The 19442-nt window shown below is 73.9% G+C and carries 12 protein-coding genes; 6 read left to right on the forward strand and 6 right to left on the reverse strand.

Features of this window, described 5'->3' with window-relative positions:
• Positions 1-17 precede the first annotated feature (17 nt).
• Both ACWCXB_RS14060 and ACWCXB_RS14065 read right to left on the reverse strand, forming a co-directional pair.
• Positions 18-1694 carry an amidohydrolase gene (locus ACWCXB_RS14060; protein ID WP_450722455.1) on the reverse strand — a complete coding sequence of 559 codons (1677 nt, stop codon included), beginning with the start codon at positions 1692-1694 and terminating at the stop codon, positions 18-20.
• Positions 1691-3211, reverse strand: a complete 1521-nt coding sequence (locus ACWCXB_RS14065) for an APC family permease (RefSeq protein ID WP_450722457.1) — start codon at positions 3209-3211, stop codon at positions 1691-1693. Before ACWCXB_RS14065 ends, ACWCXB_RS14060 begins: the two co-directional genes overlap by 4 nt.
• A gap of 134 nt (positions 3212-3345) precedes the next feature.
• Here ACWCXB_RS14065 and ACWCXB_RS14070 point away from each other — a divergent pair, with 134 nt between their 5' ends.
• Positions 3346-4086 carry a TetR/AcrR family transcriptional regulator gene (locus ACWCXB_RS14070; protein ID WP_450722459.1) on the forward strand — a complete coding sequence of 247 codons (741 nt, stop codon included), beginning with the start codon at positions 3346-3348 and terminating at the stop codon, positions 4084-4086.
• Here the strand turns inward: ACWCXB_RS14070 and ACWCXB_RS14075 are convergent.
• On the reverse strand, positions 4013-4930 hold the full coding sequence (locus ACWCXB_RS14075) for a DMT family transporter (protein WP_450722461.1): 918 nt from the start codon (positions 4928-4930) through the stop codon (positions 4013-4015). The genes ACWCXB_RS14070 and ACWCXB_RS14075 overlap by 74 nt on opposite strands.
• 221 nt (positions 4931-5151) lie before the next feature.
• Here ACWCXB_RS14075 and ACWCXB_RS14080 point away from each other — a divergent pair, with 221 nt between their 5' ends.
• From ACWCXB_RS14080 to ACWCXB_RS14090, 3 genes are all read left to right on the forward strand, one after another.
• Positions 5152-6666: an MFS transporter gene (locus ACWCXB_RS14080; RefSeq protein ID WP_450722463.1), complete on the forward strand. Its 1515-nt coding sequence runs from the start codon at positions 5152-5154 to the stop codon at positions 6664-6666.
• Entirely contained in the window at positions 6663-8864 is a 2202-nt protein-coding gene (locus ACWCXB_RS14085; protein WP_450722465.1) for an FUSC family protein, read from the forward strand. Before ACWCXB_RS14080 ends, ACWCXB_RS14085 begins: the two co-directional genes overlap by 4 nt.
• Positions 8865-8925: 61 nt before the next feature.
• Positions 8926-10017, forward strand: coding sequence for a PP2C family protein-serine/threonine phosphatase (locus ACWCXB_RS14090; RefSeq protein ID WP_450722467.1), 1092 nt, complete (start codon positions 8926-8928; stop codon positions 10015-10017).
• A gap of 298 nt (positions 10018-10315) precedes the next feature.
• On the opposite strand, the gene pdxR is transcribed toward ACWCXB_RS14090, so the two are convergent.
• The gene (pdxR, locus tag ACWCXB_RS14095; protein WP_450722469.1) at positions 10316-11899 is read right to left on the reverse strand and encodes a MocR-like pyridoxine biosynthesis transcription factor PdxR; all 1584 of its coding nucleotides are present in this window, start codon (positions 11897-11899) and stop codon (positions 10316-10318) included.
• A 151-nt stretch (positions 11900-12050) separates the two neighbouring features.
• On the opposite strand from pdxR, the gene ACWCXB_RS14100 reads away from it, so the two are divergent.
• Positions 12051-13709 carry a SpoIIE family protein phosphatase gene (locus ACWCXB_RS14100; protein ID WP_450722471.1) on the forward strand — a complete coding sequence of 553 codons (1659 nt, stop codon included), beginning with the start codon at positions 12051-12053 and terminating at the stop codon, positions 13707-13709.
• Between the two features lie 56 nt (positions 13710-13765).
• Here the strand turns inward: ACWCXB_RS14100 and ACWCXB_RS14105 are convergent, their stop codons facing one another.
• Entirely contained in the window at positions 13766-15892 is a 2127-nt protein-coding gene (locus ACWCXB_RS14105) for a SpoIIE family protein phosphatase (protein WP_450722473.1), read from the reverse strand.
• A gap of 37 nt (positions 15893-15929) precedes the next feature.
• The gene (locus ACWCXB_RS14110; RefSeq protein ID WP_450722475.1) at positions 15930-17510 is read right to left on the reverse strand and encodes a DUF6777 domain-containing protein; all 1581 of its coding nucleotides are present in this window, start codon (positions 17508-17510) and stop codon (positions 15930-15932) included.
• 169 nt (positions 17511-17679) lie between these two features.
• Between ACWCXB_RS14110 and ACWCXB_RS14115 the strand changes: the two genes are divergently transcribed.
• Positions 17680-18969 carry a streptophobe family protein gene (locus ACWCXB_RS14115; RefSeq protein ID WP_450722750.1) on the forward strand — a complete coding sequence of 430 codons (1290 nt, stop codon included), beginning with the start codon at positions 17680-17682 and terminating at the stop codon, positions 18967-18969.
• The last annotated feature ends 473 nt before the right edge of the window (positions 18970-19442 follow it).

The following is a 19442-nucleotide window of genomic DNA, read 5'->3' on the forward strand; positions in this document are numbered from 1 at the left end:
TCGGAGCCCGTTACCGGTCAGGCGTCGGGCGCCGTGTGGACCCGCTCCCCTCCGACGTACGTCAGCGCGACCCCGGTCTCCGCGATGGCCTCGGGCGGTCCGGCGTACGGGTCACGGTCCAGGACGATCAGATCGGCGAGGGCTCCGGTGCGTACGGCTCCGGCGTCGTCGAGGTGGTTCACGTACGCCGAGCCCGCGGTGTACGCGGTGAGTGCGGCGGTCAGGCCGATGCGCTCGTCGGGCAGGAACACCGGTCCCCGTTCCCCCGGCAGGACGCGGTTGACGGCGACATGGATGCCCTGGAGCGGGTCGGGGCTGCTGACCGGCCAGTCGCTGCCCGCGGCGAGGGTCGCCCCGGCGCGCAGCAGTGCGCCGAACGGGTATTGCCAAGCGGTCCGCTCAGCCCCGAGGAAAGGAATGGTCAGCTCGTCCATCTGCGGTTCGTGCGCGGCCCACAGCGGCTGGATGTTCGCGGTCGCGCCGAGGCGGCGAAAACGTGGGATGTCGTCGGGGTGCACGACCTGGAGGTGGGCCAGGTGCGGGCGGGTGTCGGTGCGGCCGTTGGCGTCGCGGGCGGCCTCGACGGCGTCCAGCGCGTCGCGTACGGCACGGTCGCCGAGGGCGTGGAAGTGGGCCTGGAAGCCGAGCGCGTCCAGCTCGGTGACGTACGCGCCGAGGCGCGCCGGGTCGACGAAGCTGGTGCCGCGGTTGGCGGTGGCGCAGCCGCAGCGGTCCAGATAGGGGTCGAGGAGCGCGGCCGTGCCGTTCTCGGCGACCCCGTCGAGCATGATCTTGACGGTGCCCGCACGGAACCGGCCGTGGGTCAGCGCTTCCCTGCGCTCGACCAGTCCGGGGATCTGCTCGGCCCCGTGCTCGCGGTCCCACCACAGGGCGCCGACGACGCGGGCGGTCAGCAGCCCGTCGCGGGCGGCGGCGAGATACGTGGCGGAGGGGTCGTCCATGCCGAGGAAGTCGCCGACGAGCGCGTCCTGCCAGGCGGTGATGCCGAGGGCGTGCAGATGCCGCTGGGCGTGCAGGAGCGCGGCGAGCCGGTCGGCGGGTCCGGCCTTGGGCGCGATGCGGCCGACGAGTTGCATGGCCCCCTCCTGGAGCATGCCGGTGGGCTCTCCCGAGGCATCCCGCTCGATGCGGCCGTCGGCCGGGTCGGGGGTGTCGCGGGTGACCCCGGCGAGCTGGAGGGCGCGGCTGTTGGCCCAGGCGCCGTGGTGGTCCCGGTTGGGCAGATAGACCGGCCGGTCGGGGACGACAGCATCGAGCGGCTCCTTCGTCGGCGTACCGCCTTCGAAGGCCTCCATGGACCAGCCGCCGCCGGTGATCCACTCCCGGTCGGGGTGGGCCGTGGCGTACGTCCGTACGGCGGCGAGGGTGTCCTCGGCGGTGCTGGTTCCGGTGAGGTCGCACTGGGTGAGTTCGAGGCCCGCGGGGACCGGGTGGATGTGGGCGTCCTGGAAGCCGGGCATCAGCAACCGCCCGGCGAGGTCGACGACTTCGGTCTTCGGCCCGATCAGGTCGCGTACGTCGTCGGGGTGGCCGACGGCGGTGATCCGGTCGCCGCTGACGGCGACCGCGGCAGCGAGCGGCCGTTCGGAGGTGCCGGGGGTGAGGACGGGGCCGCCGGTGAAGACGAGGTCGGCGTGGCGGGAGTGCATGCAGCGTTCCGTTTCTCGGGTCATGAGGTGGTGGTCGGCTCGGTGGTGAGCAGGTGGACGGCGTCGGCGTCGGTGCCGCGGCCGGTACGGAAGTAGGGGGACTTGCGGCCCCACTTGGCCCAGGCGGCGGCCACGATCCCGGAGACGATCATGATCCCTGGGACGGTCAGCATGAACCAGCCGTTGTCCGCGCTGACTTCGAAGTGGTCGGCCGCGTCGTAGAAGGACCAGGCGAGGTAGCCGCCGAGCGTGAGCAGTGCGAGGGCGCTGAGCGCGGGCAGGATCACCGCGCGGACCCCGTCCCACCATGCTTCGCGCAGCAGCCCGCGGAACCGTACGGCGGCGGCCAGCGCGGTGAGGGCGTACGAGAGGGCGACGACGATGCCGATCGCGCTGACCGCCGCGAGGATCAGGTCGGCGAGCTCGGGGATGACCAGCGACAGCACGGCGACGGCGCCGGCGAGTGCGCCGATGACCAGCGTCCCGGCCGCGGGCGTCCCGTACCGGGGGCTGACCCTGGACCACACGGGCCCGACGGTACGGTCCCTGCTCATCGCGAACATGCCCCGCGCGGCCGGGATCACCCCGGCCTGGAGCGAGGCGACGGCCGAGAACATGAGGGCCACCAGCGGCAGGGCGGCCAGCGGCTGGGAGGCCAGCCGCTCGCCGAAGAACGCCAGACCCTGCGCGCCGTGGCCCGCCAGCTCCTCCTCGCTCAGGACGCGCTGGAAGGCGACCGAGCCGAGCAGGAACAGCGCAAGCATCGTGAACAGGGTGGTGATCCCGGCACGCGAGGCGTCGCGGGGCTCACGGACCTCCTCGTTCACGCTGAACGCCGCCTCGAAGCCCCAGTAGCAGAAGACCGAGAGCAGCAGTCCCTGCGCGAGCGCGGACGGCGACGGTACGGCGAGCGGGTTGAACCAGTCGAGGCTGAAGGCGTGCGGTCCGGTGACGATGCCGTAGCCGCAGAAGCCCAGCAGGACCAGGTACTCGAAGACCAGCAGCCAGCCCTGCAGCCTGGCCGCGGTGCGGACGCCGGTGACCGCTGTGAGGGTGACGGCGGCGAGGACCAGGATGCCCACCGCGGTCGACCGGGCCGTGGAATCCGGGTCCAGGGCGAACCCTGCCACCTCGTGGAGACCGGCCTGCCCGGCCAGTTGGAGGATCGCGGACCCGGTGACGGCCGTGGTGTAGGCGAGGAAGACGACCGTGGCGACGATGGCCAGCCAGCCGACGAGGAATCCGAGCCAGGGAGACAGTGAACGGCCCACCCAGACATAGCCGTTGCCGGCGTTCGGCTCGACCCGGTTGAGCCGGGAGAAGGCTCCGGCGATACCGAGGACGGGCAGAAAGGCCACCAGCATGATCGCGGGCAGATGCAGCCCGACCACTCCGGCCGTGACACCGAGGCCGATGCCGATGCTGGTGGTTGCCGCCGTGCTGGAGGCGGCGATGGCGACGCCGTCCACGACGCCGAGGGACTTCCGCAGGGAGGCGTGCGCGGGAGGGTCCGCGCCGTAGGGCGTGTTCTTCGCTGTCATGGCAGCTCCGCTCGCACCGAAGGGGCCTGGCCGGCCCCGGTGACCGCACATGAAACCGGCGGCGGCCTTCACAGGTCAATGGCGTTGTCATAAGGTGCGCGGACCAGGACACCCCCTCGGTGAGGAGGATGCCGATGAGTGAACGCGTCGTACCCCCGGCGGCCCGGCGGCGCAGACGCCCGACCAAGCAGGGCGTCGTGCTGTCCGAGGAGCTGATCGTCGAGACCGCCCTGCGGCTGCTGAAGGAGCACGGCGCGGACGCGCTCACGGTCCGCCGCCTGGGCCTCGCCCTGGGCGCCGACCCGAGCGCGCTGTACCGGTACTTCCGGGACACCGACGAGCTGCTGCTCGCCATCGCCGACGAGCTGATCGGCCGTACGCTGCGGGCATGGCGGCCCACCGGCGACTGGCACGCCGACCTGCGGGCCCTGGGCCTGCGGATGCACGCCGACTACCTCGCGCACCCGCAGGCGGCGGTGCTCAGCGCCTGCCGGGTGACGGGCCGGCTCCATGAGATCCGCGCGGTCGAGACGATGATCGGCGTACTGCGCGAGGCAGGGTTCCCCGATGCCGAGGCGGTGCGGATCTACCACGCATTCGTCGACCAGGCCCTGGCGTTCGCCGCCCTGGACTCGGCGGCCGCGGCGCTCCCCGCGGCCGCGCGGGAGGCGGACGAGGCGGCGTGGCGGTCGACGTACGCCAGGCTGCCCGCCGGGACCCACCCCCATATCGCCGCCACGGCACGGCATTTGGTGGCGGACATGAACCTCAGCGCCTACCCGAGGGCACTCGACATGCTGCTCACGGCAGCGGCTGCCCGGCTGGCGGAGCTGACGGACCGGACGCCTCACCGGCGGCCACGAGCGACCGGGTGAGCGGGGCACGGGCCAGGGCGACCGCCCCGACGGCGATCAGCGCGAGACCGAGGAGCTGCGGCAGCAGCCACCAGCCGGAACGCACATGCTCCTCGTACAGGGTGATGCCGAGCGCGAGGCTCACCGTCGCGTCGCCGAGCGTGAGCGCGGGCTGCGAGGCGACCAGCGGCCCCCCTTGCAGCGCGTTCTCCAGCAGGAAGAGCGCGGTCCCGCCGGTCACGGCGAACGCGTAGGTCTGCCAGGCGGTGAAGAATGCCGCGACTCCGTGGTCGTCCAGGGTGTGGGTCGCCGACTTCATGAGCGCCGCGGTCAGTGCGTAGCTGATGGCGGTGGCAGCGCCCAGGAAAGCCGCTCGGGCCCGCCCTTCGGGGCGCCGCAGCGCCACCGCGGACAGGACGACGACCGCTCCGGCACAGACGGCGAGGGCGGGCAGCCAGCGAGCCATCGGGACCTGTGTGCGATTGCCCGTGGGGGACAGGGCGGCGAGGGCGACGGCGAGGCCCACCACCACACAGGTGACGGCCAGCCAGCCGGCACGGGGCAGATGCCGGCGCATGAGCAGCGAGGCGACGATCAGCGCGAGCGGCAGTTCCAGGACGAAGACCGGCTGAACGACCGTCAGCGGCCCGGTGTTCAGGGCCAGGGCCTGGCACACACCCGCGGCGATCACGGCGCCGATCCCGGCCAGCCAGAGGGGGCGCCGCAGCAGATCGAGCATCAGCCCCGGGCGGAAGCCGGTGGCGCTGGGCACTTTGAGGGTTTCCTCGCGCTGCAGCACGGTGGCGAAGGCGTTGCTGAGCGCCGAGGCGAGGGCGAAAAGGACCGGGAGGAGGAGGGCGTGCACCGTACGACCTCCCGCCTCCGCCCCCGTGGACCGCTGCTTCCTGCCATGGTCACCCCGGCCCGCCGTCCCCCGCGACCGAACCGGCCGGGCTGCGGACCGCACGGCGCCGTCCGACAATGGGAGCAGGTCGCATGCCCCGACCCGCATGCCTCGACCCACTCACGACGTCGGCACGCCTTCGGCACGACGTCGGCACGGCGTCGGCCGAGAGGAACGTGCTCATGCGAGCAGAGTCGTCAGCGGCCGCGCGGACGGGGGCCTTCATCGCGGTCGCGGTTGCGCTGTTCTGCATCCAGGTCGACTTCTTCGCCCTGAACCTGGCCATCCCCGGTATCTCCGACGAGTTCGGTGTCACGGCTTCGGCCGCCCAGTGGACGCTCTCGGCGTACATGCTCGCCATCGGCTGCTTCTTCATCGTGGGCGGCAGGCTGGGTGACGTCTTCGGGCGCCGGGGCACGCTGCTGGTAGGGACCGCGCTGTTCGCCGCCGGTTCCGTGGGGTGTGCGCTGGCGCCCGGTCTCGGTCCGCTGGTGGCCGCGCGGATCGTGCAGGGCGTCGGCGCGGGGTTCGTCTTCCCGGTCTCCGTGTCCGTGATCAGCAACGCGTTTCCGGAGGAGACCCGGGCGCACGCCCTGGGCTGGGCGTTCGGCATCGCGAACATCGGGACCGCGCTGGGCCCGTTCGTGGGCGGCGGCTTCACCGAGGGGCCCGGCTGGCGCTGGATCTTCTGGCTGCTCGCGCCGCTCAGCGCACTGGCGCTGCTCATCGCGTTCGCGTACGTGCCCGACTCCCGCGACACCTCGGTGCCCCGCCAGCTCGATCTCGTCGGCTGCTTCGCGATCGTGTGCTGTCTGGCCGCCCTCACGCTCGCCGTGGAGCGCGGCAGCGCCTGGGGCTGGGACCATGCCCGGACCCTCGCCCTCCTCGGCTTCGCGGTGGTGACGGGCGGGCTCTTCCTGCTGCGCGAGCGGCTGGCGCGGCATCCGCTGATCGATCTGCGGCTCTTCCGCAACATCCCGTACGTCCTGGTGACCGGGATGGGGTCGATCGCCAACATGGGCTACGCCGTCACCGTCTTCGTCGCCACGCTCTACCTCCAGGGCGTGCGCGGGCTGTCCCCGCTGACGGCCGGAATCGTCTTCCTGGCCCCCGCGGTGCTCGTGGCCCTCAGCGGGCCGCTGGGGGCGCGGCTGGCGCCGCGGATGCGGGCCACCGCGGTGATGGCGCTCGCCGGTGCCGTCGCAGGGACGGGCATGTACGCGCTCAGCCATGTCACGGCCTGGTGGCTGTATGTGCCCGTCCTCGCCTGGTGCGGGCTCGGCCTCGGCCTCGGCTGGACCTTCTCCAGCGTCGCGACCCAGCAGGTCGTACCGCCCGCCAGAGCGGGTGAGGCGTCGGGCGTGCTGCTCACGTTCCTGGTCACGCTCGGTGCGATCGCCCTGGCCGGCGCGGCGGCCGCGATCACCGCCATGACCCCGGAGAGGTCCCCCGAGGAGGCGTACGACGCGATCCTGCGCTTCGGCGGTGTGGTCATCCTGGCGGCGGCCGTTGTCGTCATGGCCGTACGCCACCGGCTCGTCGTCCTCGGCAAGGTCCCACCGCTGTCCATGCGCGCGGCGGCCGTCCAGGTGCCGAGCGGTGTCGGGGACGGTGGCGTCGGTGGCGTCGAGGGCGGCGGTGTCGAGGGCGGCGTCGGCGCCGGTGGTGACCGGCGGACCGGTGAGGACCGGCAGTGACGGGCGGGCCGGAGCGTACGGCGATCCTGCACCGGGCGGTCCGGGTGGCCGTCGCGGCGAGCGCCGGCTTCTACACCTTCCTGTACGGGCTCGACCAGCCCGTCATCGCTCTTTACGCTCTGTTCGCCCCCGTCTCCTTCGGCGCCCTGTCGTCGGTCCCCGGGTCGGGGCGGCAGCGGGCGGTCGTGATGCTGAAGGCGCTGCCGATCGGGCTGGCGCTCGTGGCGCTGGGAACGGCGCTGGCAGTACGGACCTGGGCGGCGGTGCTCGGGATGCTCGTCGTCGGCTTCCTCCTCGCCTTCGCTGCGGTCGCCGGACCCCGCCCGGCCGGGGTGGCGCCCGGTCTGCAGCTCTTCTACATCCTGGCGTGCTTCCCGCCGTACGCCCCCGAAACCCTGGGCCTGCGCCTCGCCGGCCTCACCGCGGGGGTCCTGCTCCTGGTCGCCTCCGAGCTCTTCCTTCTGCCGGCCCCGGCGACCGCCACCTACCGGAACCTGCTGGCGGACGCGGTCGACGTCGCGGCCGCCGCGGCGGCGGATCCTTCCGCCACGTCCGCAGCCGACCTACGTGATTCCGGCCGGCGCCTGCGCCTCTCGCAGGTGCCCCCGGCCGAACGGCCCGCCGGCCCCTGGCGCACGGACCGGGCCATGTTCGAGGCGGGCAGCGCGACCCGCCGGCTCCTCGACCAACTGGCGCACTTCGCCGACACGATGTCGCCCGGCGCGGCCCCGCCGCCCGGCGGCGGGGCCGGGCCAGGCGGCGGGAACGGGGGCAGGGCCGGGCCAGGCGGCAGGAACGGGGGCAGGGCCGCGGTGGACGCCGCTTCCGAGTCGCTCCTGCGCCGGGTCGCAGCCCTGTGCACGTGCATCGCAGCCGCCCTGCGTGCGGGCACGCCGCCCCCGGCACCCGGGACGCTCGAAGAAGCGATACGGGAATTCCAGGAGCTGCGCGTCCGGCAGGCCACGGGGCCGCCCGACGCCGTGCCGGCGGTGCCCGTGCTGCGGAGGCAGGCATCGGTGCTCGGAATGGCGGAGTCGGCGCGGATCCTGGAGACCTCGGTACGGGTCGGCACGGACGGGAAGCGGACGGCACCGATTCCGCCGCGGGAGCTGTTCTGGTACGCCGACGCCGGCACCGCAAAGCTGTGGACGGCGCGGCTCTTCGGGAACATGACCCTGCGGTCGGTGCAGTTCCAGAACGCCGTCCGGACCGCGCTGGGGCTCGGTGCCGCGCGGCTGGTGGCGGGATCGCTCGATCTGACGCACGGGTTCTGGGTGCTGCTCGCCGTCCTGACACTGGGCCGGACGACCGCCGGGGCCACGTGGGCTGCCGTGCGCAAGGCGGTGGCCGGGAACCTCGTCGGCGCGGTGGCGGCGGGCCTGCTGATCGCGGAGCTCGGGCCGAAGAGCGAGGCGTACGCGGCCATCCTTGCTCCCGGGATGCTGGTCGCGTTCTCGCTCGGGCCGCTGCTCGGTATCGCATGGGCGCAGGCGCTGTTCACGCTCGTCGTGGCGTCCGCGTTCGCCCAGATCGCCCCCGCGTCCTGGCAGTTGGCCGAGGCACGCATCGTCGACGTGGTCACGGGAAGCGTGATCGGACTGCTGTGCGCGCTGCTCGCGTGGCCCGCCGGTGCCCGGCGCGAGGTGCGCAGAACCATGGCCGCCCTGCTCCGCTGCTGCGGCTCCCTGGTCACGGGGACGGTCGGCGCGCTGCTGGCCGGCCCACCGGGCACCGGGCCCCGGCCGCCGTCCACGTGGTCCACCCTGCACCACCTGCGGCTCGCGGAGTCCGCGTACGACCAGTACCGGAGCGAACCGGGCGGCGACCGGGCCGCCGCCCGCGCGGACTGGCATGCCGTGCTCATCACCGCGAACCACATCCTCCTCGGCGCCCACTGGCTTCCCCGCGTCGATCTGCCCGTCGTCGCGGTCCCGCCTGACGCCGCCGGCTGGGCCCGTACGACAGCCGACCGCCTGGAGGCGACCACCGAACGGATCGCCGCACTCGTCACCGCGGACGAACCTCGGCCACGGCCACCCGATCCGCCGTGCCCGGTGCCGGCGGACGCCCCGCCGCTGCCCATGCTGATCGACCTCGAAGTGTGGCTGAGCAGTCTCACGGCCCAGCTCGCCCGCATCGCGGGCTCGGTCCACGACACGGCGCACGCCGTGATCGTTCGCGGCGGCCCGGGCTCTTAGGGTGCGCCTTATGCCTGGCCCCACGTCTGACAGGAGTCGTCGCCCGGACCGGTGGTCCCTGTTGCGTCAGGGTTGGCTCTGGTGGCTGCCGTTCGTGGCGGTGATGCTCGATCTGGCCATGGAGCTGGCCCTGCGCGGGCAGGAGCCCGTGAGTTTCCTGCTCACCGGCGTACCGCCCCTGACCGCCGCGACGCGCGGGCCGCGGGGCACGGCCCTGGTGACCGCCGTCTGCCTGGGACTGCAGATGCTGATGGCGACCCTCCGCCCCGGCCACTTCGCCGAGGAGCACCATGTGGCCCTGTACATCGCCACGCTGCTCATCGGGACGGCGAGCACGGCCCTCGCCTGGCAGCGCGAGCGCACGCAGCAGCACCTGATCCGCGCGAAATCGGTGGCCGAGGCGATGCAGAAGACCCTGCTGCGCCCGGTTCCGCGCACGCTCGGTCCGGTGCGGGCCGCCGGCTTCTACGCGGCGGGCGAGGGCGGAACGCTCGTCGGCGGGGATCTGTACGACGTGTGTACGACACCCTTCGGGGTGCGGGTGATCATCGGTGACGTACGCGGGAAGGGCATGGACGCGGTACAGACGGTCGCCGCCGTCCTGGGCAGCTTCCGGGTGTCCGCCCACGAGTGGATGAGCCTCAGCAGTCTCGCCGACCGGCTGGAGCTCAGCATCGCCCGCAACAGCCCGGCCGGTGAGGACGGCGACCCCGAGCTGTTCGTGACCGCACTGGTGCTGGAGTTCCCGCACGAGGGCGGCGAGGTCCGGGTCGTCGACCGCGGGCATCCGCCGCCGATCGTGGTCGGCCGGCGGGGCACACAGCGCCTGACCACCGCGCCCGGGCTCCCGCTGGGGCTCGGCGCCATGTGTCCGGGCGGATCCGCGGAGACCACGGTGCACGCCCTGGATCCCGGCGAAGTGCTCGTCGTCCACACCGACGGGGTGAGCGAGGCCCGCGACGCGTCCGGCGCCTTCTATCCGGTCCTGGAGCGGCTCGCGGCACACTTCGGCGGTGCGCGTTCCCCGGACCCGGAGGCGGTCGTGGCGTTCCTGCGGTCGGACACGGAGTACTGGGCGGCGGATGCGGCGGACACCGACAACGACGACCAGGCGGTCCTGGCCCTTGCGCTGACGGGGGCGACCGTCCTGTGACGGCGCAGGCCCCGGCCCCGGTCGGTGCGTCGGCAAACGCCGGACAGGCTTGGAGCGCGCCCCCCGCACCGGCACGTGACCCCGGTGTCCGTCAAACGCCGGACGGGCTGAGTATGCGCGCCCCGCACCCATCGGGAAACGAAACGCCCGCGGCGCAGCACCCCGGTAACGGGGCCTGGGGCGGAGCCCCGGCACGGGGGTCAGGGGGCGGAGCCCCCGGTTCGGGAAGGGGCGGGGTGGGGTGGGGTGGGGAGAAGGCCCGCCCCAGGCGCCGCCACCCGAGGACGCGGCCCGGGGGTCATTTCCGCATCGTGGCGAGCGCCTCGGCGATGAGGGCGATGCCCTCGGCGATGGACGCGGGGGTGTTGAGGGCGTAGCCGAGGACCAGGCCGGGTGGGCCCGGGCGCATGCGGTGCCAGGAGAGGGGCTGCGTCTTCACGCCGCGCGCGAGCGCCGCCCCGGCGAGGTCGGCGTCGGCGAACCCCGCATCGAAGGTGATCATCAGATGAAGCCCGGCCGCCGCGCCGTGCACTTCCGCGCCGGGAAGCCGGGCCCCGATCGCCGCGATCATGGCATCGCGCCGCCGCCGGTGGCGCCCCCGGATGAGGCGCAGATGGCGTTCCAGCTCGCCGGATTCCATCAGCCGGGCCAGGACCAGCTGCGGCAGTACGGGGTTGCCCAGGTCCGCGAAGCGTTTGGCGTCGACGAGGGCGTCCCGGTAGGCGGGCGGGGCGAGCACCCAGCCGGTGCGCAGGGCGGGGGCGAGGAGTTTGGACACGCTGCCGGCGTAGAGGACCCGCTCGGGAAGCATCGACCGCAGGGCGGGGACCGGAGGCCGGTCGTAGCGGTGCTCCGCGTCGTAGTCGTCCTCGACGACCAGTCCCCCGTCCCCGTCCGCCCACCTCAGGAGCTCCCGCCGCCGCGCACCGTCGAGTACGACGCCCGTCGGAAACTGGTGTGCCGGGGTCAGCAGCACGGCGGGGGCCCCGGTGGCGCGGAGTGCGTCGACCCGTACGCCCCGGGAGTCGACGGGCACGGGCAGCGTGTCGAGCCGCCAGTGCTCGAGGTGCTGGCGCAAGCCGAGCGACCCGGGGTCCTCGACCGCGACGCGGTCGATGCCGTCGGCGCGGAGCACCTGGGCGGCGAGTCCCAGCGCCTGCGCCGTGCCGGCGACGACGATCACCTCGTCCGGGCGCGCCCGGATGCCCCGGTTGCGGCCCAGCCAGTTGGCGGCGGCGAGCCGCAGCTCGGGTGTTCCGCGCGGATCCGCGTACCCCAGTCCGGATGCGGGAAGTTCCGCGAGCACGGCGCGCTCGGTCCGCACCCAGGCGCCCCGCGGGAACGCGGCGAGCTCCGGCACTCCGGGCGACAGATCGATCCGCGCGCCCGCAGCCCGCACGGCGTCGAAGATCCCGGTCCCGGGCGTTCCCGAGAACAGCCCGGCGGCCACGGGCACGCCCTCGCGCACGGGCGCCGCGCGCGCCGCGGCCGACCCGGCGGGCGCGACAGGCACCGCGGGCCCGACCGGCACCGCGGACGCCGCGGGCGTCACCGGTGCCGCCACCACGGTCGTGCCCCCGCGGCCCCGCCCCACCACATGTCCGTCCTCGGTCAGACGCCGGTACGCCTCGGTGACCACTCCGCGCGACACCCGCAGCTCCGCCGCGAGGAGGCGCGTGGGCGGCAACCGGCTGCCCACCGGGAGCCGGCCATCGGCGATGGCGAGCCGGAGGCGGCCGGCGAGCCAGTCGGAGAGGCCGCCCGGCGGTGCGTCCTGGGGGTCGAGCTGGAGAAAGTCGGACCCCGCGCCGATCGACGCTGCCGACGGAACGGTCCGGCCAATTAGGGTCCGGTCGGTCGCGCCCCGCTCCGCACCGTTCATAGGACCATTCTGCCGATCGGGGTGGCATCGTGGATACCCGGCCGGTGACCGTCCCGGCGAGACCGAGCAGTGCGTATCCCTCAGGTGATGCGAGCGGTGAGGCTGTGGAGCAAGCTGGGGTCACCGCCCCGTGAGGGGAGGAGGTGATCGTGTGGCCGCCGATCGTCGGGACTGGTTCCAGGGTCGGAGCGGGCGCCGCACGTCCGAGGCCGACGGCCCCGGCGCCTGGGCGCTGGAGGAGGTTCTGCGGGGCACCACAGCCGGTATCGCCGTTCTCGGGACGGACCTCCACTATCTCTTCGCCAACCCCGCCTACTGCCGGATGACCGGGGAGCCGCCGGAGAAGGTCGCCGGCCGGTCCCCCAGCGCGCCCGCGGAGCTGTTCCTCGGCCCCGCGGACCTGCTGGCCGGGGTGCTCGACGACGGGATCCCCCGGACCCGGGTCTCGGGCCCCGGCGGCAGCTGCCACACGACCTGCGTCCGGCTGGAGAACCACGGGGCGGTGACCGGCGTCCTGTGCATCGTGGTCGAGACCCCCGTCCCCGAAGTGTACGAAGAGCTGGAGCTGGCCCGGGCCCGCCTTGCCGCGACCGACGAGGCGGTCGAGCGGATCGGGACCTCCCTCGACGAGGGCACCACGTGCCGGGAGCTGGTGGACTTCCTGGGCACCTGGATCGCGGACGCGGCGGCCGTCGACGTACTCCCCGCCCCGCCGCCGAAGGGCTCGCTGCGGAAGAACCCCAGCCCCGCCAGGATGCTGCGCACCGCAGCCGCCGGCGCCGAGGACCTCTGCGCCGACGCTGTACAGGACAGTGGCAGTGGCTACCCCGCCCGGTCGGCGGCCGCGAAGGCCGTCGCGTCCGGTCTGCCGGCCACCGAGCACGACGTCGGCGCCCGCGCCGCGGTGCTCGCCGTGCCGATCACGGAGACCGGCGGCAAGGTCATGGGAGTGGTCCAGCTGGCCCGTGCGCACTCGGCGTTCGGCAGGAACGACCTCCTCATCGCCCAGCACGCGGCGCGCCGGGCGGCCGTCGGCATCGCGCACGCCCGTCAGTTCGCGGCGGAGCAGCGGACCACGGTCGAACTCCAGCGCGCCCTGCTGACCGAGCCGGGCAAACCGCACCCCAATCTTCAGTTCGCGACCCGCTATCTGCCGGTCGGCACGAGGAATCTGGTGGGCGGGGACTGGTTCGAGACGGTGCGCCTCCACTACGGGCGGACGCTCCTCGTCATGGGCGACGTGATGGGCCACGGCGTCGAGGCGGCCGTCGAGATGAACACGTACCGCGCGATGCTGCGCGACGTCGCTGCAGCCGACCTCCCGCCGCACCGGGTGCTGCGGCAGCTCGACATCGCCATCTCCGACACCAGTGCCCGGCCCGCGACCTGTCTGCTGGTCCGGGTGGACCCGGCCCGGATGCTCGGGTCGTTCTCCAGCGCCGGGCATCTGCCGCCCGTCGTGTTCACATGCGACGGGACCGCCGAGCTGATCGACGTACCGGCGGGGCCGCCGCTCGGCACCGGCCTCGGGGGGTACGAACTCGTCACCCGCACGCTCACCCCGGACGACACGCTGCTGCTGTTCACGGACGGCCTGGTCGAGCGGCGTGGCGAGGACATCGACGAGTCGCTGGCGCGGCTGACCCGCGTCCGGCTGCCGTGCAGCACACCGGTGGACGAGCTGGTCGACGCGGTGGTCAGGGAACTGGGCGCGGAAAAGGCGGAGGACGATGTGGCGCTGCTCGCGGCACGCATCCGCCGCCGTACCAAGGCCGAGGAACAGCCGCTGCTGGAGCGCCCCCGCCATTAGGGCCGGGGCACGAGCGGGGCCGCAGTCGGCGGGGGCATCGGGGTCCGTGGGCGGCCTCAGTGGAGCCGCAGCAGCAACAGCGCCATGTCGTCGGCTCGTTCATGGGTCTGCTCGGTGTACCGGACGAGGCTGTCGGCGACCTCCTCGAGCGGTCGGCCGCCGACCGCGGCGAGGTGGGCGCCGAGGTCGGCCAGGGCCTCGTCGAAGTCGGTCCCGGGCGCCTCGATGAGCCCGTCGGTGTAGAGGGCGAGCACGGATCCGGGCAGCAGATGCACCTCCGTGGTCGGGTACCGAGACGTCCGGTCGACACCGAGCAGCGGCCCGCCCAGGACGTCGAGGACGTGTACGGACCCGTCGGGCTCGCGGAGCAGCGGGTGCGGGTGCCCCGCGCGGGCGATCAGGGCCCGGTGGCGATCCACGTCGAGCTGGACGTACACACAGCTGACGAAGAGGTCGGCGTCGAGTTCGAACAGCAGCTGGTTGGTGCCGGTCATGACCTCACCGGGGGACTGTCCGACCGCCGTGAAGGCGCGGACAGCGGTGCGGACCTGCCCCATCAGCCCGGCCGCGGTCACGTTGTGGCCCTGTACGTCCCCGATGACGGCGCCCGCCCCGGCGCCGTCGCTGGGCATCAGGTCGTAGAAGTCGCCGCCGATGTCCATGCCGCGGGTGGCGGGCAGATAGCGGGCGGCCCGCTCCAGGCCGGGCAGCTGAGGCAGGGAGTGGGGCATGAGGGCGGCCTGGAGCCCATGGGCCAGCCGGTGCTTGGTGTCGTAGAGCCGGGCCCGCTCCAGGGCCTGGGCGATGAGACTGCCGAGGCTGGTCAGCATCGAGCGGTCGTCGGGCGAGAAGCGGTGCGGCTCGGCGTAGCCGAGGACGCACGTGCCCACCGGGCGGCCGGAGGCGATGAGGGGCAGATAGGCCCAGGCGGCCATGCCGTCGGGGGTGGCGTGGCGGGCGGGATAGACCTGTTCCAGTTCCATGCGGGACTCGAAGAACGAGGGCACTCCGGTGACCAGCGTCTGCGCACCCGGTGTCTGCGCGGCCAGGGACATACCGTGGAACCGCTCGACGATGTGGGGGTCGTCGTAGCCCCGGTGCCCGAGCACGTTCAGCCGGCCGGCCTCGGATCCGAGCATCACCAGCGCCTGGCAGCCGACGGCGGGCATGAACTCTTCCTCGACCATCTCGATCACGTCGTCCACGCCGACGGCCTCGGTCAGTCCGGCGGCCAGGCTGAGGACGTGGGAGATGGCGATGAGCCGCTCGGGCGCGCCTTTACGGGCTCCCTGTTCGGCGCGGCGTTCCGTGCGGGCCGGATCGATGCGCACGGTGATGCCGCTGGTGCTGGGGTGGAGCCGGAAGGAGAGCCAGTCGCGCGGCGGGCGCAGCGCCACGAACGACGTGGTCTGCTGGCTGATCAGGGCGGCGCGGTAGCGGTCCTCGTAAACGGGATCGTGCAGCCAGGGCAGCGCGGTCCACAGCTTTCGGCCGACCATGCGGTGGCGGTCGGCGCCCACGAGTGCGGCCGCGGCGGAGTTGACGAAGGTGATCCGGCCGTTCAGGTCGAGCGAGCAGAGTCCCTCCGGCATGCGGTTCACCATCTGCACCGCGTCGACGGCGCTCGACGCGCCGGTCAGGGTGGAGTCACCGAGCAGATCGGGCTCGGCGCGGACGGGCCTGCCCTGTTCGGAGGCCTGCTCGAGGTGGGTCGCGAGCCGCCCGCAGGCCGCGGTGAGGTACTCGTGTTCCCCTTCGGAGAGCTCCGGCGGACGGGAGCCGGGCCAGGTCACGAACACGGCCCCGTACACGGTGTCGGCGGTGGCGACGGGCAGTGCGGCCAGCGCGAACGGATAGGGCAGCACCACCGCGATCCGCGGGTAGCGGGCGGCCATCTCCTGCTCGCCGCCCACCCAGATGAGCCGCCGCTCGCGCACCGCGTCGGCGACGGGGATCGGCGCGGCGATGCCGACGCGCTCCCAGGGCGCGGCGAACGCCCGCGGGAGGCCGGCCATCACGGCCATCTCCAGCGCCTTTCCGTCGTGGGACATCAGATAGACGGCACCGGAGTGGGCGTGGACCTCGTCCATCATCCCGGCCAGGGCGAGCGAGAGCACGGGCCGCCGGTCCTCGCCCTCGGGGACGGGCGCGGGCGGGGAAGCGGACGGGGGCCGGTCGGTCATGTCCTGCTCACCTCCTCCCGTCCTTGGGCGTGTACGGCTACGACGACACCGGGGACTCCGGCGTCAGGTCGGTGAGGGCGCCGCGCCCGGAGGCCTGCGACAGCCGCTGCAGAGAGCGCGCCTGCGGCGACGCGGGCGGGGTCGGGGACTCGGGGGCGAGCGACTTCGGCGGCGGCTGTTCCTTGTCCGGCGCGGTGCGGCCCGGAATCGGCGGGAGGCCGGACGGCGGCTCGACCGGAGGCGACTCGTTCGGGGCCGTGTCGCCGGTCCTGGTCTCCGCAGGCGGGCTCTTGGGCGGCGCAGTCTTCGCCGGCTTGCTCTTCGGGGACTCGCTCTTCGAGGACGGGTGCTCGGACGAAGGGCTCTTCGGGGACTCGCCCTTCGGCGACGGGCTCTTGGGGGACTGGCTCCTGGCCGACGGCGACGTGGGCGGGCAAGTGGCGTTCTTGTCGCCCGGCGGGCAGCTATCGGTCTTCGACCCGTCCTCCTTGCCCTCCTTGTCCTTCTTGTCCGTGGGGTTGTCGGTGCGGTCGCTCCCCGCCGGCTTCGGGACGTGGGTCGGCGTCAGGGGGTGGTTGGGCGGCGGTACGGGCTTGTCCTGCGCGCCCGTGTCGCCGCGGTCCCGGGTGAAGTAGTCGCTGCCCTTGGGGTCGTACACGACGAAGTCGTCGACGACCTGGGGCGCGGGCCGGACGATCACGACGTTGGACTGCTCGAAGCCCTCCCAGCTGTCGCCGGTCCGCTTGAACGTGCTCCGGGACAGGTCGGGCGGCGTCAGCGGATTGCCGCAGGCACAGCGCACCTGCGGCACCCCGAGGCCGTTGACGAGCACGGCCGTGCCGGCCTGCAGCACGGCCTGGTAGCCGGTCGCCGCGCCGTCCTTGTAGCCGTGGTTGGTGACCCAGGTGTCCACCCGCAGCTGAACGGCGGTCAGGGAGCGGAGATGAGCCGGGACGGCGGACGGCTCGATGCCGAGGACCTGGGCGAAGGCACGGTTCTTCGCCGGGTCGGCGGTGAGGAAGGCGATCTGCTTCTCGACGTCGCAGCTGGCGGTCTTGCGGGTGCCGCCGTAGAGGCCGGGTGTCGCACCGTCCACGTCCCGCACATTGCCCTCGCCCGGCGCGGTGGGCGCGGCCGTGGTGGGGACGGCCGCGGGCGGTTCCTCGGTGGTGCTGCCGGCCGATGACGCGGTGAAGGGGTCGCGACCGGCGGTGTCCGCGGCCTGGAGGACGACCTCGCCGCGGGCGCCGGTCGAGCCGTCGGGACGGGTGAGGACGACAGAGAGGACGGCCGCCGCGACGACGATTGCCGTGACCGCGGCGATCTTGGGAATGGACCGGTACCACGGCTCACCACGGCCCCCCTCACCGCCGCCGGTCGGCCGCCCACCCCCGGGGCCTCCCGCTCCCCCGGGGCCGGCAGGACCTCCGGGACCGGCAGGGCCCCGAGGGGGGCCGCCCGCACCCGCGCCGGGCCGTCCTGCGCCGGCGCCGCTGGTCGGTCCGCTGGGTGGTCCGCTGGGTGGTCCGGGCGGCGGGGACGGCGGCCCCGGCTCCCGGCCGGACAGCGGGCCCGAGGGAGGTCGTGTGGGTCGGCCTGACTGCGGCTGGTCGCTCACGGGCGCTTCTTCCAGGCAGCGGAGCTCGCTTCCTCACTCCTGTTCCCCTTGCCCCAATTGTGTGCCCCTGCTCCGTACGGCCCGCAAGCCGACGCGGTCGGCCCCGCCGGGCGCGCGCGGGCGCGTCACCCCTGCTTACGGTGACAGCGTGAGCGAGCACCGCGGCAGCGTGAACCAGCGGGGATCCACCGCCCGGAGCGGCACCGCGCGCGGTGTTCGCGACTGGGCCGACGCGCTGGTGACGGTCCTCGCGGGCCTGGTCACCATGATCGTCGTGGCCGCACTCGGGCTGTGGGCGGCGGGCGGGGCCGATCTCCCCGAGAGCGCGTTCCCTCGCGTCGTCGCCGCCGTCGTCGTCATGGCGGCGGGCGGCTCCGTCGGCCTCGCCGGGGACGCGGGGGTCATCGCCGAGTCGCAGGCGGAGCTCACCGTCGTGCCGCTGTCCGTCGGTCTCGCCGGCGCGCTGGTGACGGCGGAGTTCTTCCTGCGCCCGCTGCGGCACCGTGCCGTCGCGGGGACCGGCGAGCTGCTGGGCCGCTTCGCCCGGCTGGCGGTGCTGTGGCTGGCCGCGCTCGCGGGCCTGGCCACCCTCGCCCGGCAGAGCTTCCAGGTCTCGCTGGGTGAGGACTCGCTGATCGGCGACATCGGCGACCTCCTCGACGCCACGCCGGAGGTCGGCTTCGCGGCGGACGTGGGGCTCACGCTCCTTTACGGCCTGCTGTGGCTGATCGGAGTGATCGCGGTGGCGCTCCTGGTGTCGCGGCGCGCGCCGCTGCCCGCCCGGCTGGTGCGCTTCCAGGAGTCGGTGCGCCCAGCGGCGTTCGCGATGGTGGCGCTGCTGCTCGCGTACGTCGTCGTCGGCCTGTGCATCGCCCTGGTCGTCGCGGCGACGCAGGGGCACGCCGCCCGGACCTTCGCGGTGATCCTGCTCGGGCTGCCGAACCTGGTGTGGCTCGCGCTCACCCTGGGCCTCGGCGCGTCGTGGGACGGCAAGGTGGAGGGGCCGTTCGGGCTGCCGATGCCCCACGTGCTGGACGAGGTGCTGCGCACACCGGACGGTTCGACGCTCAACCTCTCCACGCTCTCCGAGCTCGACGGCCGGGTGTGGTGGCTGCTGGTGGCCGCCGTGGTGCTGGTGCTCGCGGCCGCGTTCCTCATGGCCGTACGGTCACCGGCCCGGATGCGGCCCTGGCAGCACGCCCTCCACATGGGCGTCGCGCTGGCCCTGACCATGCTGGTCGTCTGCCTCCTCGTGCGGGTCACCGCGCGCTACGGCCTGTCGCTCATCGGCATCGGCGACATCGAGAGCCTCGGCGGTGAGGTCGCGCTGCAGCCGCGGCTGTGGGGGGCGGTCGGCATCGGCTTCGCCTGGGGCCTGGTCGCCGGCCTGCTCGGCGCCCTCCTGGCCGCCCCGGTCCGGCGCCGCGGCGAGGTCCCGACTCGGCCGGGCCGCCCGTAGGCCGACTCCGGCCGACGTGCGTGTGCGCGCCTGCGGCGGGCCCACGCGGCGGAGCCGCACATCGACACCGCCCCCACCCCGACCCTTCCCGAACTGGGGCGCGGCCCCAGACCCCGTCACGGGGCAGCGCCCCCGGCGTGGTCCCGGAGCTGCGCCCCGGGGGCCTTGTTTCGGGGCTCCGCCCCGCACCCCCGGCGGGCTCCGCCCCAGACCCCGCCTCGGGCTCCGCCCCCACGGCCCGTGTCGGGGGCCCTGTCGGGGCCCGTGTCGGCGGCCGTGCCCCCGCACTCCTGCCGAGGTGCTCTGCAGGTTGCGCCCGGGAGTTTGCCGGTTGCGCCGGGCGCGCACACTCGGCCCGTCCGGCGATTGAGAACGGACACACGGGTCGCCCGGTCGGTACCGGGGCACACCGGGAGCGCCCGGTACGAGGCCTGAGGATCGGCCGCTCATCCTGGCATGCGGCCGCTCCAGGC

Source organism: Streptomyces sp. NPDC001514 (genome assembly GCF_053597075.1).